Genomic DNA, 14177 nt, shown 5'->3' with positions numbered 1-14177 from the left:
CCCATAAGGAAAGGCTTATCCGGAAGGAGGGGTTTACAGCTGCGTTGCAGTTAATATTACACCAAGTGCATAAGCACCCCCGGTATAGTCCCAACCAGGGTCTGCCTTAAATTTAAGGGAAAAGGGTTTATCTTTCCCATAAGTCCCATTGGTGATCAACGGCGCAGCAGCAACTGTCAGCGGGTTCCAAGCCGAAGGGGTTGCATTAGTCCCACCAGTTCCGTTACTGAACAAATTGTACTTCAGTGCTCCGCAAGGCATAACATTGTTACTCATGCCAGGGCCCGTATAAGAGAAATTCGGAGCGCTGGACTTGATGGTCACATTGAAATTCCGGTTGGAACTAACTTTGAAATCACTGGTATGGTTTCCGTGAAGGTCTTCCAGTATTTCACCTTCATTATAATCGTGACCGCTGGAGAATTTCGCTCCCATCAAGTCCAGTGGCGGAACGAGACTGATCACATTCTCAAGTTTCAAGCCTACTAAAACGGTGGAGTGGTCTGATGCGGGGGCTGGACCGGGAGGAGGAGGGGCTGCGTTTTGGGTCTGCGCGAATGCGATAACGGAGGTCAATGCCAATACCCCCGACAGAACGATTCTTTTCATAACTGAGGAGTTTTATGGATTAAATAATTCTTAAACTAGGGTGCGCACTTTAGATGATGCAATATAACTTATTCGATAATTCACTACCAATGACGGCTGTCACCAATTCTGAAAAAGAGTACGCCAACACCGATTCAGCGCCTGATAGCGACTTGCCACGGGATCATGGACAATGGAATCCACCTTTCGGTGTAGATTGTTTATTAATACAAGTTAAGGCAGCATTGTACGCAAAACCTTCTTATTGTTACTAATCTTCCGATGCGTCACCTTCGCATAAATCTGCGTTGTCCGGATGAAGGGGCGCTTTCAATCAAATGCTTTAATGACGCGATGCACATAGCACTGGCAACCATAAACCAAGCTGAAGTGCTTTCCTGCAGGAACTTTAAGCACTTCGCTAATCGAAATTATGAAGAAGCGACACACCACCCACGCCAATCTCCAATTTCAACGCCAGGAACACCGCTATTGACGCGAAATGGGAACCATTGACGAAAAGGTGGTTAATATACGCCCACCGCGGTAAGCCTCCCATGAATCGGCTATTCCCGTTGATATGTTTTGTTCCAGTTTGCCCATTCTTTCCTCGCTTTTTTCAGGTCGGCCACGAACGCCGGATTTTTATACCAGGCGCTCAGCAGACTCCAACTGATCACACGGGAGGCTTCATTGTCGCTGGGGTAATGAATCCCCATCAACTCGCGCGACCAGCGCACTTCTTCTGCCATCTTCACGAAGTCGGCCCGTTTCTCCGGGATGATCTCCGCGAACAGGAAAGCCTCCGAAAATGCCCAAAGCGAATGGCCGCTGGCATACGACGGCGACGAAATCCGCGCCAGCGGCTTCAATGCCGGCTCGAGGTGATACGGCCGGGGGCGCTTGAAGTGCCATTTCAACCGGAACTCCGTCACCCGCACATCCTGTATGCATTTCAGCAGCAGCTCCGTGGTGGCCGGGAAGTTTTTGTCGTTGTACCACTCACCGACGGAAGTGGCGATGTAAAACAACTGCTTCCGGTTTTCCTTATAATCCGGATCTTCCGGGTTCAGGATATTGGGCCACGAGCCGATGTTGGCGATATGCTCCGCTTGGGCGATCTCCGCCGGCGTCCGCTTCTGCTGCAACTGGAGCATGTAATCCAGTTCGGCCCGCGTCTGGTCGGAACTGTTCGCTGGCGGACTGATCAAACCGGGTAAAATGCGTTCCAGCTCCGGGCTCAGGTATACGGTGCGCCAAAGCGTGTTCCCTTGCGCGCCTTTCCCGTATTCCGACCATGGGTACCTGATTGTATCCATCCAGGCGCGGGAGGCGTCGGGCTGCGGATTCAGCGTGGACAGCGTTTTATAATGCTGGCTCATCGGCTCCAGCGGGTGAGGAGCCGTAGCTCCGAATTTGAATGCGACCAGCGACAGGAATGCGAAAACAACGGGCAGAAGGAAAAGCGTCTTTCTTTTTAAATGCTTGAAAATCATAATGGAAGTTTGTTTGTGAAAAAACGGTTTTCCTATATGACGGGCGCATGCCAAAAAAGACGCAAAAAATATCTCAGGTACAATCCGACCCGCAGCAGGAAACGATATTGCCGTACCTGTCAAAGGAAAAATCACAACACGCCAGGATAGCCGCGCGCAGCATCTCCTTCCCGCGCTGGACGCGGGACTTCAACCCGGAATAGGAAATACCCAGCTCCTCCGCCAGTTGTTTTTGCGAAATGCCTTCGATTTCCGTACGGACCAGCGCATCCCGGTAGATCGGCGGCAGCGTGTCGATCATCTGGCCGACGAAAGATACGGACAACTGCGACACCAGGTCGTTCGGCTGGTCGGCAGGGGCCGGCGTATCCTCCACGACGGCCACCTCCGCGGATGCTTTGCCTTTCTTCCGGAAATAATCTACTACTGCGTTGTCTGCCATCCTCAACATGTAGGACGTGATGTTATCTGCCTTTTCGAGTTGCGGAAGGCGTTCGAGGGCTTTCAGGTATACATCTTGCAGGATGTCTTCGCAGCAGGCGTCGTGCTTTACGCGGGCGCAGATGCGCCGGGATAGTTGTTTGTCGAGCTGAACCAGGACGGGCAAAATGGATTCCTGCATAAAAAGGGTATTTAGCAAGAAAGGGCTTTAAAAGCCCCTTCTCAACATATCAGCGTATTCGTTCGGTAAAATACTGTTCTCAACCGCCTTGGCCGCCGTTTCAACATCATAATCGAAGCGTATGAACTCCACTTTCAGCGAATTCCGGTCGTGGATAGACAGGGTTTCGTCGATATGGAGCATCACGTAACCGCCGCGCGGATCGCCGTCCTTCGGTTTCCCTACAGAGCCGATATTGATGGCGTGGCGGCATTTGGGCGCCTCGCCGGGCTCGGTGCAGAGAATCCGGTGGTAGGGCTTATGCGTGTGTCCGAAGCAGAGAATATCGGCGCTGGCGTCGGTCAATATCCGAAGCATGCTTTTTTCCTCCCTGTCCTCGAAAAGATATTCGTTGATCTTCCGGGGACTGCCATGCACCAGCATAAGGGTAAGCGTGTCGTCGTTCAACTGGAACTCGACGCGGATGTGCGCGGGCAGCGTCCGCAGGTAGCGGCGCTCATCCGGCTCCACGAGGGAGTTGGTGAAGGAAATGGAAATCTGGCCCATGTCCTTGTCCTCGGTCGTCTTGTAGGCGCAACCGCACTCGTTGCTCATCCGGCCGATGCCGTGGTCATAATTGCCGGCGATGGTGGGAATACCGCGCTTCCGGATAGCCTGGATCACTTCGTTGGGCCAGATGTTGTACCCGACCAGATCGCCCAGGCAGTAGATCGAATCGGGCTTTCTTTTGTCCACGTCGGCAAAGAAAGCTTCCAGCGCGGGGAGGTTTGCATGGATGTCGGAAAACAGTGCAATTTTCATTTGGAGCGGTTTACGCGGTTACAGGTTGAACGTGTGTGTTGACGAATTGTGCAAAATAGTTGCGGATGATCTGCCTTACTTCCCGGAACTCCTGCATGATCTCTTCTTCCGTGCCGGTTGCTTTCGCGGGATCGGGGAAGTTCTCGTGGAACTTTTGTGCCTGCGAAGGGAATACCGGGCAACGCTCTCTGGCGTTGTCGCACAGGGTGATCACGTAATCGAAATCGATGCCGGTATATTCCGATATATTGTTGGAAGTATGCCCCGAGATATCGATCCCGTCTTCCGCCATGATGGCGATTGCGCGGGGATTGACACCATGCGTTTCCACGCCGGCGCTGTACACTTCGGCCGCGTCGCCGGCGAAATGCCGGAGGTAGCCTTCTGCAATCTGGCTCCGGCAGCTATTGCCGGTGCACAGGACAAGGATTTTCTTCATATAGATGGATGTGTTTTTCGGTTATGCCTGCCATGCTTTTTCTTCCGGCGTGCCGTACCAACGCTTGCGCAGCCAGAACGCCACGTTTACAAGCGCGATCAGGGCGGGGACTTCCACCAGCGGGCCGATCACCCCGGCGAAGGCCTGTCCGCTGTTGATACCGAATACGCCGATGGCGACGGCGATCGCCAGCTCGAAGTTGTTGCCCGCCGCGGTGAAGGCGATGGAAGCGTTTTTAGAATAATCGGCGCCCAGGGCTTTACCCAGGAGGAAGCTCACCAGGAACATGATCACGAAGTAGATGGCCAGCGGGATGGCGATGCGCACCACGTCCATCGGGATCTGTACGATCAGTTCGCCTTTCAGGCTGAACATCACCACAATGGTGAACAGCAGGGCGATCAGGGTGATCGGAGAAATGGCCGGTACGAACTTCTCCCGGAACCATGCTTCTCCCTTCCAACGGATCAGCACGAAGCGGCTGATGATGCCTGCGGCGAAGGGAATGCCCAGGTAAATCGCCACGCTTTCCGCGATCTGGCCGATGGTTACGCTTACTTCCAGCCCTTTCATGCCGAAGATCGGCGGTAGCACAGTGATGAAGAACCAGGCGTACACGCTATACAAAAGTACCTGGAAGACGCTGTTCAGCGCCACGAGCCCGGCAGCGTATTCCCGGTTGCCTTCGGCCAGCTCGTTCCACACGATCACCATGGCGATGCAGCGGGCGAGGCCGATCAGGATCAGACCGATCATGTACTCCGGATATCCGTGGAGAAAAAGCAGCGCCAGCCCGAACATGAGGATCGGACCGATCACCCAGTTGAGCAATAAGGAAACGCCCAGGATCTTCGTGTTCCGGAACACTTCGCCCATTTTACCGTAGTTCACTTTTGCCAGTGGCGGGTACATCATCAGGATGAGGCCGACGGCCAGCGGGATATTGGTGGTGCCGGTGGAGTAGGAATTGATCACATCGGCGGTGGAGGGAACGAAATATCCCAGACCCACGCCGATCAGCATGGCCAGGAAAATCCAGAGGGTCAGGTAGCGGTCGAGGAAGCCCAGGCGTTTGCGCTGAGCGGGATTACATTGCTGCATAAACTGTTAAATTCTATAAACCAATTTCAATGCTGCGGCGCTCCAGCAAAATCGTTTCGCGCCAAACGCCGTTCATTTTTCCGATCTTTTCGCGCCGCCCGACTGTCCGGAAGCCGCAACTTTCATGTAGCTTGATGGTGGCGGTATTTTCAGGGAAAATTACTGCTTACAGGGGTCCGGAACCCGCTTTGCTCGCTGGCGGCAAGCAGGGCCTTGCCCACGCCCTGGCCTCTGGCGCCGTCGGCGATGTAAACGCTTACTTCACCGACGCCCGCGTACACGCACCGGCCGGATACGGGCGTTATCGCCGCCCAACCGATGACCTGATCGCCGTTGGTCGCAACCAGGCGGCAGGCGGGCGTAAGGGTTTTATCCCAATCGTCCCATGCAGGCGCCGTGGTCTGAAAAGTGGTATTTCTTGTAGCGATGCCGCTTTCGTAAATGGATTTCACTGCCGGCCAGTGATCCGGCATCAAGGCGATGATTTGCATTTGATTCCCTTTATGAACAGCAATCAGGGCCGCAGCATGCAGCTGCAGGTATTGGCTTTTCTGCGTAAACCGTGATACTTAAAATACCGGCCTGTTCTGATTTGAAGGTTGCCAGCTCGTCCGCCGTGAGGTATTTGCCAAGGATATCCTCGGGAATGGTGATGACCTTTTCCTTTTGAATGGTCACATTTTGAAAACCGTTAGCGGAGATCAGCGCGAGGTATTCTGCCTTCTGGCTGGCGCCGGAAACGCAGCCGGCGTACATTTCGGCGGCTTCCTTCAAGCTGTAGGGGAGGGTACCAGTAAGTACCACGTCGGAGATGCTGAAATGGCCGCCGGGTTTGAGGACGCGGAAGATTTCAGCGAAAACGCCGTTTTTGTTGGGTACGAGGTTCAGGACGCAGTTGCTCACGATCACGTCGGCAACGTTGTCGCTGACGGGCATTTGCTCGATGTCGCCCTGGCGGAACTCCACGTTATGGAAGCCGCGCACTTCCGCGTTCTTCCTCGCTTTGGCGATCATGGCGTCGGTGAAGTCGATCCCGATCACTTTTCCAGTTTCCCCGGTTTCAGCGCGGGCGATGAAGGCGTCGTTGCCGGCGCCGGAGCCCAGGTCGATCACCACATTGCCGGGCTGGATTTTGGCGAATTGGGTGGGAAGGCCGCAGCCCAGGCCGAGGTCGGCGTCAGCGTTATAGCCTTCGAGCTGGCTGTAGTCTTCGTTCATGATGTTATATACTTCGGAAGAACAGCAGCTGGCGCCGCAGCAGGAGGATTCGTTGGTTTCCTTGTCCTGCAGGGCGATATTTCCGTATTTCTCGCGTACGAGGTCTTTGAGTTCCTGATCTGTAGGCATTGCATTGTAATTGTTCGTATAATTGCAATATTGCGATAATTAAGGGCAAAAAAATCAGCAGCAGTTGCCCTCCATCATGCTGCTGTCGAAGAATTTATCGAAAAGATCACGGTATTGCTTCCAGGTCTTTGGGTTGATACAGTAGCAGATGGAGGTACCTTCCACGGTGCCCTGGATCAGTCCCACGGCTTTCAGCTCTTTGAGGTGTTGTGAAATGGTTGCCTGGGCGAGACCGAGTTCATCCACCAGGTCGCCGCCGATGCAGGCGTTGATCTTCACTAGATGCTGGAGGATGGCAATGCGGGCGGGATGCGCCAGTGCTTTAGCCATGTTGGCGATGTCGTTTTGCTGTTTGGTGAATAAATCGGTCTTGGTGGCTCCCATAATATTGCAATATTACGATAAATCTTCAGACCCGGCCAAATTTATTTTCTGTAGCTGATTTTCCCCCTGTTGAGGAAGGCAGCATCCCTTCCTATCATTACTGAACCATATCCGTGGAACCTGGAATTACCTGAAAAACTTTCCTTCTTCACACGGAACACTACTTTTTCCTTCAAATAATATCAATTATTAAACTTGTGCATTAAATTTGATAATTGTAAATAAAATTCACAATGGTAGTAATTAGCAGTTTTGAAGAATACAAATCTTTTGAAGGGCAAGTGCTGGGCGTTTCAGGTTGGCATACAATCAGTCAGGAACAGATTAATAAATTCGCTGATGCAACATTAGACCACCAATGGATTCATGTGGATAAGCAGCGGGCAGAAAACGAAGGCCCTTTTAAATCCACAATTGCGCACGGATATCTCACATTGTCGCTTATTCCTTATTTATGGAAGCAGATTGCCGATGTAAGAAATGTAAAGATGGAGATTAACTATGGGATTGAGAGCATCAGGTTTTGTGAGCCTGTGTTGGTAGATAGTGAAGTACAATTGCAAGCCAAAGTAAAATCAATAACAAATCTTAGGGGAACTGTAAAAGCGGTTATCGAAGCAATTTTGATACTCAAGGGGAAAGACAAACCGGTGTATACGGGCGATGTCGTATTCCTGTATCATTTTAATTAATAAGTTACAGCTGTTGTCTGCGGTGATATACCGGTTTAACAGTAATTGGATGCAGTATTACTTGTGAAATAGCATATTCTGATTAAGAAACACCCGTTTTCAATATGATTCGATCAAAAATAACAGGTACCGGCGCCCATATTCCAGCTCAAAATGTAACAAACGAGCACTTTTTGAATCATATTTTCTATAACGAAGATCATACGGAAATCGAACAATCACCTGAAACGATTATCCGAAAGTTTAAAGCCATAACCGGGATAGAGCAGCGGCGGTATGCCCCGGAGGGAATGGTCGCTTCCGATATGGGCACTTTGGCCGCCGAAGAAGCTATCGCAAATGCGGCAATAGACCGGGAATCCATAGACCTGATAATTGTCGCCCATAATTATGGCGATATGAAATACCATGGCGCACCACGGGATATGGTCCCGTCTATTGCTTCGCGCATCAAGCATAATCTGGGGATCCGGAATGTAAATTGTATACCCTATGATATCATATTTGGTTGCCCGGGATGGCTGCAAGCCCTGCTCCAAGCTGATTTTGCTATCAGGGCTGGCGATGCAGATACGGCACTTGTTATTGGTAGCGAGACGCTTTCCCGCGTTGTCGACCCATCTGACCGCGACAGCATGATATTTTCTGATGGAGCGGGCGCTTGCATCATTCAAAGGAAGGCAAGCGGCGACAGCGGAATTGTAAATACCGCTATGAGATCTGATACATCGGAAGAACTGGCGTTTATAACTTCGGCAGGAACCAATAAAGGCGATGAACTTGAGCCGCTCTTTATCAAAATGAAAGGCCGTAAGGTTTATGAATATGCCCTCAAACATGTTCCGCAAGCCATGAAAGACTGCTTAGACAAAAGCGGAAAGAATATTCGTGACCTTAAAATGATCTTCCTTCACCAGGCCAATGACAAGATGGATGAAGCTATTGTTAAAAGGTTCTTTGAATTATACGGCATAGAAAAGCTTCCTGAAAATATTATGCCAATGAATATAGCTACGATGGGCAACAGTTCGGTCGCGACAATCCCGACACTATTACATCAAGTGCTGAGTGGCGAGCTGGGAACTTATCGATTGTCTGAAGGTGATTTGATCATGTTTGCCTCAGTCGGTGCTGGAATGAATATCAATGCGCTTACCTATATTTGGTGATCGTGCTCACTCGATCCCTCCTTCAACCGAAAACCCTTCCAGCACCGTGCTGCGCAGCCGTTTTGATATCTTCTTTAAGATATCAGTTAAATAATCAGCTTGTGTCCCGTTAATCATCGCTATAATAGAGCCCGGCGGCCTTTGGCCAGCTTATTGATCACATTCGTATACAGTTCTCCGCTGGAAAAGACCGTCTCATCAATGCTTAAATATGCGCTGAAAGTTTGTTCAAAAAAGCATTCAGTGCTCTGCATGTTCTTTCTGCTCCCATTAGGGAAAGTCGCTCAGTTGATGCTTATATTGCTGCTGAAGTTGTTTGCCATCAACATGAAAAAGCTATTCCAACTGGACGGGGCTCATAGCGCTATCATCTAAATGTCTTCTTAAAAAAAATACCGAACTCTTGGGTAATTCGAGTTCCGTCGGCAACCAGATTCCAGTCTCTGCTGATCGGATTACCAGTTTCCACAATTCCCCATCGTCGGCGTTTGATTACCAGCGTCACCTTTGGGCCCCGGATAGGGAAATCCGGGACTCTAACCTCGTCCAAAAGCCCTTTGGAATGGAGTTTTACGCCATTATACACCAGTGGAGCTCCAATGCGTTCTTCCAGGTAAATATGAAGCCCATTGGGCGATTGAGTCATTTTGATCAGGTAAAATATTCAAGTATGCCGGCTGGCAAATGGGGTTCGATGAGTTGTTGATAGTACTGGTCCACAGAGATCATTGATAAAGTATGCAAAACAACACTTTTTTACTGCTTCCCCCAACTTTTCAACTTGATCCCAACTTTGTACGGAATAATTCGTGAAAGCTATGCCAGCAGGCGTATTTAAACGAAAAAAGTACGATTGCTCGTACCTTCGTGATCCCGCTGGGATCAGGGAATATTTTTGAAACCGTCGTTGAATAATGCAAAATACATTATGCTTACCCCAAAGCTAACCTATATACCAATCGTCAAAATGTAAGAATAATTGAAGTTAAGAATTTACCTCCATTTTGCCAACTTTGCTTTTGATATCTCTAATTGCTGACATATAAAAATCCTCATAGCTCTGATTCGACTTTCCTTGTATGACAGTAATACCAAATGATTCTATCAATTTCACCCGTTCAACTTTCTCACTTTTAGAATAAAAAACTATTGAATTTCGATTCCGATCAATAAGCCTATCCTTAAGCAGTCGAGCTCGCTTATTAAGAATCCACCATAAATCGATCTCACTAAATTCCAGAGACAAACCAATGATATATACATGTGTTGAGAAAAACAAATCTATCCATGAATATGAATCAAAACTCTCATTTTTCAACTTCTCTTCAATTCTTACGGGCTTTAACTTCTCACCATTGAGCGTCAAATCGTATTTCCCCTTGATGTAGTTATCTATTTTACCAACGGAACCACAATACTGATCTAATCCTAGCATTATTGATTTTGGATGACTTACATCACCATGCATGTGCCAAATCTTACAATAGTCGACTCCATCTTGAATACACGAAAAATTCCTACGTATACTGTATACATCTTCAGTACTATTGTCATAGACCATTCCATTAAATTTCTCCTTAAATGTTGATTGTAAAGAATGTTCGTAGTTGGTTGTCAGATAGTTTGGTAAAGCCAAATCCAGTAAGTGCTCATAGAACTCATTTGTCTTAAATTTCGCGAGCAACTCGGCAATCGATACTTTTAGACCTTCCTCGTCCTTCAATATATTAGGAAGTTCTGCAGGGCGCTCTAACAAAATCTGTTCATATATCACAGTGTAGGGTATATTTTCAGTCGATTCTAATAGTGGGTGAATTTTTTTCAATAGTTCATTCCAGGATATTGAATCTTTACTAAGTCTATTAAAGCCATTTCCATAAACTAGGGTATACATAAGTTGGGATAATTTTAATGTGATAGTGGGCATTAACTCCAAATATCAATGGAATCACTTTTATAATAAATAAGGTTTAGTTCTTTATCTTTTCTTTTCCGAAATACATTCATCTTTGCTCTTCTGTCCAAGATCGATTGGGCCGATTTAATTGTCTCTTGATTCGTGGGAGAGTCAACATCACCATATAGACCAATACACACCTCTATCAATTTATCATTATCAGCAATTGCGTCAACAATATGTCCATCGGAAGCGCCAAGCGTATTACCAAAAACAACTAGCCTATTAGTAATTCTTCCAAGTTTACTCAAACAATAGGATAAGTATGCATTTGAATTTATTTGCTCTACCTTTTTTTCAGGAGAGCCCTCCGCAACAAATAATGGAAAACTATTATTATCCAGTCCAGATTTAATAAGATCAATTAAAGGGCGCTTAGTTCTTGACCAACAATGTTTTTTTATATAACCATCAGAAAAATACAAATGTAATGCACCATGTAAATGATATATTCCTTTATCGCCACCAAGCCTTTCCGCAAATACAACATATTCAGCATCAGGGTTTTCAAATTCAGCCCTAAATCCATCCCCAAAAATAGGTCTATCCCCACTATGCATATTTACCCAATATAGAAGTAAATCATAGTTAGTTGTAAAAACCGATTTATATGGCATTAAGAAGTCAATACATGAATCTTTTGCATTATTTGGCACTTCTCCTGTATGATGAAGATGGGATTCCGCAATGGTCTTAATTAGAGTTTCCTTAATAATTCTAACATCATCATAGATTAAGTCCCCATTATCATCCAAATCGTAATAAAAGCTTGCTACGGCTGCCGTACTGTTTAGAACTCTAAGAACACCTTCAAAGTTATTGGTCCCCAATAAATCAAATACTTTAATTGCATTATCACTCAATCCATTATCAACTGCCTTTTTAAAAAGTGACTCATAGGAAAACACATCACTGAAAGAAATACTAAATCCATTACCTAATAAAAGGTGAGAAGTGCCATTCTCTAACTTTTTTCTTACATCGCTATAGTCGTATATACGCATTTTGAGGTTATTCGTTATAAAGAATTTGCAATTTTATTCTTCGTAGTCTAAAAGTAGAGATAACTTTATATCGAGCCCTTTGGCTATTCGATATAGGGTTATAAAAGCTAAATTAATTTCACCACGCTCAATTTTGCCGATATCACTTGTATCGATGCCACTTTGCACTGAAACATCGTCAAGAGTCAACTTCTTCCGTTTTCGAATTAACCGAATCTGATTCCCCAGCTTTTTTAGCACTTCTACATTTTCAAATTTTTCCATAATTATATCGAATACTCTAAAATGCCAGAAAATGAGGAATATTCTTTGGGGCGTTCGCCCCAAATTGAAAATATTTCCCTATATTCGCTATTATTGCAGCCCTGCAAGAAATTAGAGCTGCTTCTTTGATTCTCACCGGCAGAACGTAGGAAATTCAAACTGGGAGAGATGAAGAGGAGGAGGCTCGTACCTTTTGGTGCGGGCCCTTCTTGTCCATCCCAGTAGGCTTCCTACGGCCTTGCCGGTGGCGAGTTGGGTTCCGCGCCATTCTTTTACCTGGCTGGCCCCGATCCGCATAGCGTCAAAGTAATTTGTGATACTTCAAAAGCTAACGTTATGGGAAAACTTGTTGACCTGGAGGCCAATCCCGGCCCCTCCGTTGAAGCAATAGTTGATTTTTTTGAATGTTACCCCGTTCCAACTTCTGCCAAAGGCAAACTTTGGGAGCTACTTGTCGCTGCTATGGGAAGTAAACATGCCGATATGTGGGACGGAGAAACCCGTGCCGATATGCTCTTCTTCATAGAAAGATGCGGCGAGTTCTTCGAGGCGGTCTATGAAAATATTAAACCGCCGAGCCTGTAAATCTTCCGAGTTCTCACAACAAAAATCTATTGCAAATGCTACCAACCAAACCCAATCGCCGCGGCCGACCGCGGAAGGCTTACGATGCAATTACCATTACAGCCGACGAATACTTCCGGCAATTTTCTGAACTTTCTTTGTCCGAAAGGGAGAAAAAGTCGCTGGAAGGCGTGACCAAGTGGGAACTTATTACGATCAAAGTTCTATTGAAACTGGATTTTCCCACACTCTCCAAACTCTTGAATGTAACGGAAAGGGCGATCTATTCCTACCACCCGGATGAGGTAATCAGCCCGATAATCAGTGACAAGATCTTGGGTATTATCGAGGTGTATAGCTACGGCTACTTCATAATTGGGAATATAAACGTGCGTTGCGATTGGATGCTGAACCCAAATCCCCGTCTAAACAATCAACCACCGGTAGATGTGTTATGCACTCACTCCGGCCTGCTGGAAGTCCGTTCTTTACTTACAGAAATGTTAACTGGTCAATATCATTAGCATGAAATTATACCGGATAGTACATAAAAGCATCGCTAATTTACTGGAACTAGATTCGCTTACAGGATGTGACCACCATTCCAAACTTCCATTCATCCGGGCATACGATTCCATCGCAATGGCGGTATTGGAACATCCAGTTGGCGGCTATCTAGCGGATTTGCCTGATAAATTCCGGATTTTAGAGTACATGCTACCCGACGGTTCCGTGGAAATCGTCAAGGAATTGCGCTATAATTTGTATGCCAGCCCCCGAGAAGGAAGTCCGAAATTTGGGGATTGGGCATGGCGCTTTCTGATAAAAGAGGCCGCTTTGGTCGCACAAATCCCGTCATTAAAATGGAAATGGGGAAGTATCTATATCATAAACCCCAAACACCCTTATTTCGATAAAGCAGGCATCAAAGAAGTAAAGCCAATCCAAACTCCATAATTTCCATTTTTTTCCTTTCATCGAAAAAATACACCCATCGCGACCACCGGGAGCGATGGGCAAGCGGTTTTTGTCTGACAAAAACACCGCTTGCAAAAACCATCTTTAATCGCTAGTTTAGTTTATATGAAAGCGACCCTTTATTCCCATACAAAACCACTCGGCACAATTGAAATGAAAATAGTAGATGAGTCAATGGGTGTTGTTGGGGGCAAACTAACTCCTAGTAAATTCTATTTTTCCCTTCAACAGATTTTTCGAAGATCTGGCGGGAAATACAATGAAGAACTACAACAACTTAATTTGAATCTTCAATTAGAAAACGGTTGCTACCTTCATCCCCTTGGTGGGTACAGCATTTATGATATTGAAGATTTCCCGGACGAAATTTCTGTTGATGTTGTTGGCTCCAATTATTTTAACATTTTCGAAACGTTAGACGGCGACAATCCTATTTCCTTTGTTAAGGAACCTTGGTATTCCATAGCTATAGAAACAAAGTTTGCGTTGGAAAGTGAATTGAGTAATGAAATAAGCCGTTTCAGGGTGGACAAAAAATTCAGCAATCACTATTATGCTGAATATGACTTTTTTGCATTAGCAAGTTATGGCCCAGATGACGATGTACTATTTTACGCAGTAAAAAATAACGAGCTGCGCTATGCCATAATCCATCTCACATGGACGGGTAACCCTGAAAAAAATCCTGCTTACCCTAGATGTACATTTTACAATACATATGAAGAACTTAAAACTTTAAGGATGCTTCCTGACGCTGAAGAGTGGGAATAA

The 14177-nt window shown here is 46.7% G+C and carries 18 protein-coding genes; 6 read left to right on the top strand and 12 right to left on the bottom strand.

The window, feature by feature from the left end; genetic code table 11:
* Nucleotides 1–33: 33 nt before the first annotated feature.
* From WJU16_RS25230 to WJU16_RS25190, 9 genes are all read right to left on the bottom strand, one after another.
* Entirely contained in the window at nucleotides 34–609 is a 576-nt protein-coding gene (locus WJU16_RS25230; RefSeq protein WP_341836125.1) for a hypothetical protein, read from the bottom strand.
* Between the two features lie 545 nt (nucleotides 610–1154).
* The gene (locus WJU16_RS25225; RefSeq protein WP_341836124.1) at nucleotides 1155–2084 is read right to left on the bottom strand and encodes a phosphatase PAP2 family protein; all 930 of its coding nucleotides are present in this window, start codon (nucleotides 2082–2084) and stop codon (nucleotides 1155–1157) included.
* Nucleotides 2085–2157: 73 nt separating this feature from the next.
* Nucleotides 2158–2706 carry a sigma-70 family RNA polymerase sigma factor gene (locus WJU16_RS25220; protein WP_341836123.1) on the bottom strand — a complete coding sequence of 183 codons (549 nt, stop codon included), beginning with the start codon at nucleotides 2704–2706 and terminating at the stop codon, nucleotides 2158–2160.
* Between the two features lie 27 nt (nucleotides 2707–2733).
* The gene (locus WJU16_RS25215) at nucleotides 2734–3507 is read right to left on the bottom strand and encodes a metallophosphoesterase family protein (protein WP_341836122.1); all 774 of its coding nucleotides are present in this window, start codon (nucleotides 3505–3507) and stop codon (nucleotides 2734–2736) included.
* A 10-nt stretch (nucleotides 3508–3517) separates the two neighbouring features.
* Nucleotides 3518–3946 carry an arsenate reductase ArsC gene (locus tag WJU16_RS25210; protein ID WP_341836121.1) on the bottom strand — a complete coding sequence of 143 codons (429 nt, stop codon included), beginning with the start codon at nucleotides 3944–3946 and terminating at the stop codon, nucleotides 3518–3520.
* Between the two features lie 21 nt (nucleotides 3947–3967).
* Entirely contained in the window at nucleotides 3968–5047 is a 1080-nt protein-coding gene (arsB, locus tag WJU16_RS25205) for an ACR3 family arsenite efflux transporter (protein ID WP_341836120.1), read from the bottom strand.
* 149 nt (nucleotides 5048–5196) lie between these two features.
* Nucleotides 5197–5538 (bottom strand): GNAT family N-acetyltransferase, encoded by a 342-nt coding sequence (locus WJU16_RS25200; protein ID WP_341836119.1) that lies wholly within the window; start codon nucleotides 5536–5538, stop codon nucleotides 5197–5199.
* Nucleotides 5539–5548: 10 nt separating this feature from the next.
* Complete coding sequence (locus WJU16_RS25195; RefSeq protein WP_341836118.1) at nucleotides 5549–6394, bottom strand: arsenite methyltransferase; 846 nt, start codon at nucleotides 6392–6394, stop codon at nucleotides 5549–5551.
* A 54-nt stretch (nucleotides 6395–6448) separates the two neighbouring features.
* Entirely contained in the window at nucleotides 6449–6778 is a 330-nt protein-coding gene (locus WJU16_RS25190) for a metalloregulator ArsR/SmtB family transcription factor (RefSeq protein ID WP_341836117.1), read from the bottom strand.
* Nucleotides 6779–7011: 233 nt separating this feature from the next.
* Between WJU16_RS25190 and WJU16_RS25185 the strand changes: the two genes are divergently transcribed.
* A complete protein-coding gene (locus WJU16_RS25185) occupies nucleotides 7012–7470 on the top strand; it encodes a MaoC family dehydratase (RefSeq protein ID WP_341836116.1) in 459 nt (152 codons plus the stop codon).
* A 104-nt stretch (nucleotides 7471–7574) separates the two neighbouring features.
* A complete protein-coding gene (locus tag WJU16_RS25180; RefSeq protein WP_341836115.1) occupies nucleotides 7575–8639 on the top strand; it encodes a ketoacyl-ACP synthase III in 1065 nt (354 codons plus the stop codon).
* A gap of 985 nt (nucleotides 8640–9624) precedes the next feature.
* Here WJU16_RS25180 and WJU16_RS25175 read toward each other — a convergent pair.
* Genes WJU16_RS25175 through WJU16_RS25165 form a run of 3 tightly spaced genes read right to left on the bottom strand, consistent with a single transcriptional unit; the run spans nucleotide 9625 to nucleotide 11864 of the window.
* On the bottom strand, nucleotides 9625–10533 hold the full coding sequence (locus WJU16_RS25175) for an SIR2 family protein (protein WP_341836114.1): 909 nt from the start codon (nucleotides 10531–10533) through the stop codon (nucleotides 9625–9627).
* A 32-nt stretch (nucleotides 10534–10565) separates the two neighbouring features.
* Nucleotides 10566–11600: a DUF4917 family protein gene (locus WJU16_RS25170; protein ID WP_341836113.1), complete on the bottom strand. Its 1035-nt coding sequence runs from the start codon at nucleotides 11598–11600 to the stop codon at nucleotides 10566–10568.
* Nucleotides 11601–11633: 33 nt separating this feature from the next.
* Complete coding sequence (locus WJU16_RS25165) at nucleotides 11634–11864, bottom strand: helix-turn-helix transcriptional regulator (protein WP_341836112.1); 231 nt, start codon at nucleotides 11862–11864, stop codon at nucleotides 11634–11636.
* A 336-nt stretch (nucleotides 11865–12200) separates the two neighbouring features.
* On the opposite strand from WJU16_RS25165, the gene WJU16_RS25160 reads away from it, so the two are divergent.
* From WJU16_RS25160 to WJU16_RS25145, 4 genes are all read left to right on the top strand, one after another.
* The gene (locus WJU16_RS25160) at nucleotides 12201–12449 is read left to right on the top strand and encodes a hypothetical protein (protein WP_341836111.1); all 249 of its coding nucleotides are present in this window, start codon (nucleotides 12201–12203) and stop codon (nucleotides 12447–12449) included.
* A 35-nt stretch (nucleotides 12450–12484) separates the two neighbouring features.
* Complete coding sequence (locus WJU16_RS25155) at nucleotides 12485–12952, top strand: MbcA/ParS/Xre antitoxin family protein (protein WP_341836110.1); 468 nt, start codon at nucleotides 12485–12487, stop codon at nucleotides 12950–12952.
* Between the two features lies 1 nt (nucleotide 12953).
* Nucleotides 12954–13385 carry a hypothetical protein gene (locus WJU16_RS25150; RefSeq protein ID WP_341836109.1) on the top strand — a complete coding sequence of 144 codons (432 nt, stop codon included), beginning with the start codon at nucleotides 12954–12956 and terminating at the stop codon, nucleotides 13383–13385.
* A gap of 90 nt (nucleotides 13386–13475) precedes the next feature.
* Nucleotides 13476–14177 carry a hypothetical protein gene (locus WJU16_RS25145; RefSeq protein ID WP_341836108.1) on the top strand — a complete coding sequence of 234 codons (702 nt, stop codon included), beginning with the start codon at nucleotides 13476–13478 and terminating at the stop codon, nucleotides 14175–14177.

The organism is Chitinophaga pollutisoli (genome assembly GCF_038396755.1).
Classification (GTDB): domain Bacteria; phylum Bacteroidota; class Bacteroidia; order Chitinophagales; family Chitinophagaceae; genus Chitinophaga; species Chitinophaga pollutisoli.
The sequence above is the reverse complement of the archived record's forward strand: the minus strand, read 5'-3'. Positions and strand labels throughout refer to the sequence as shown.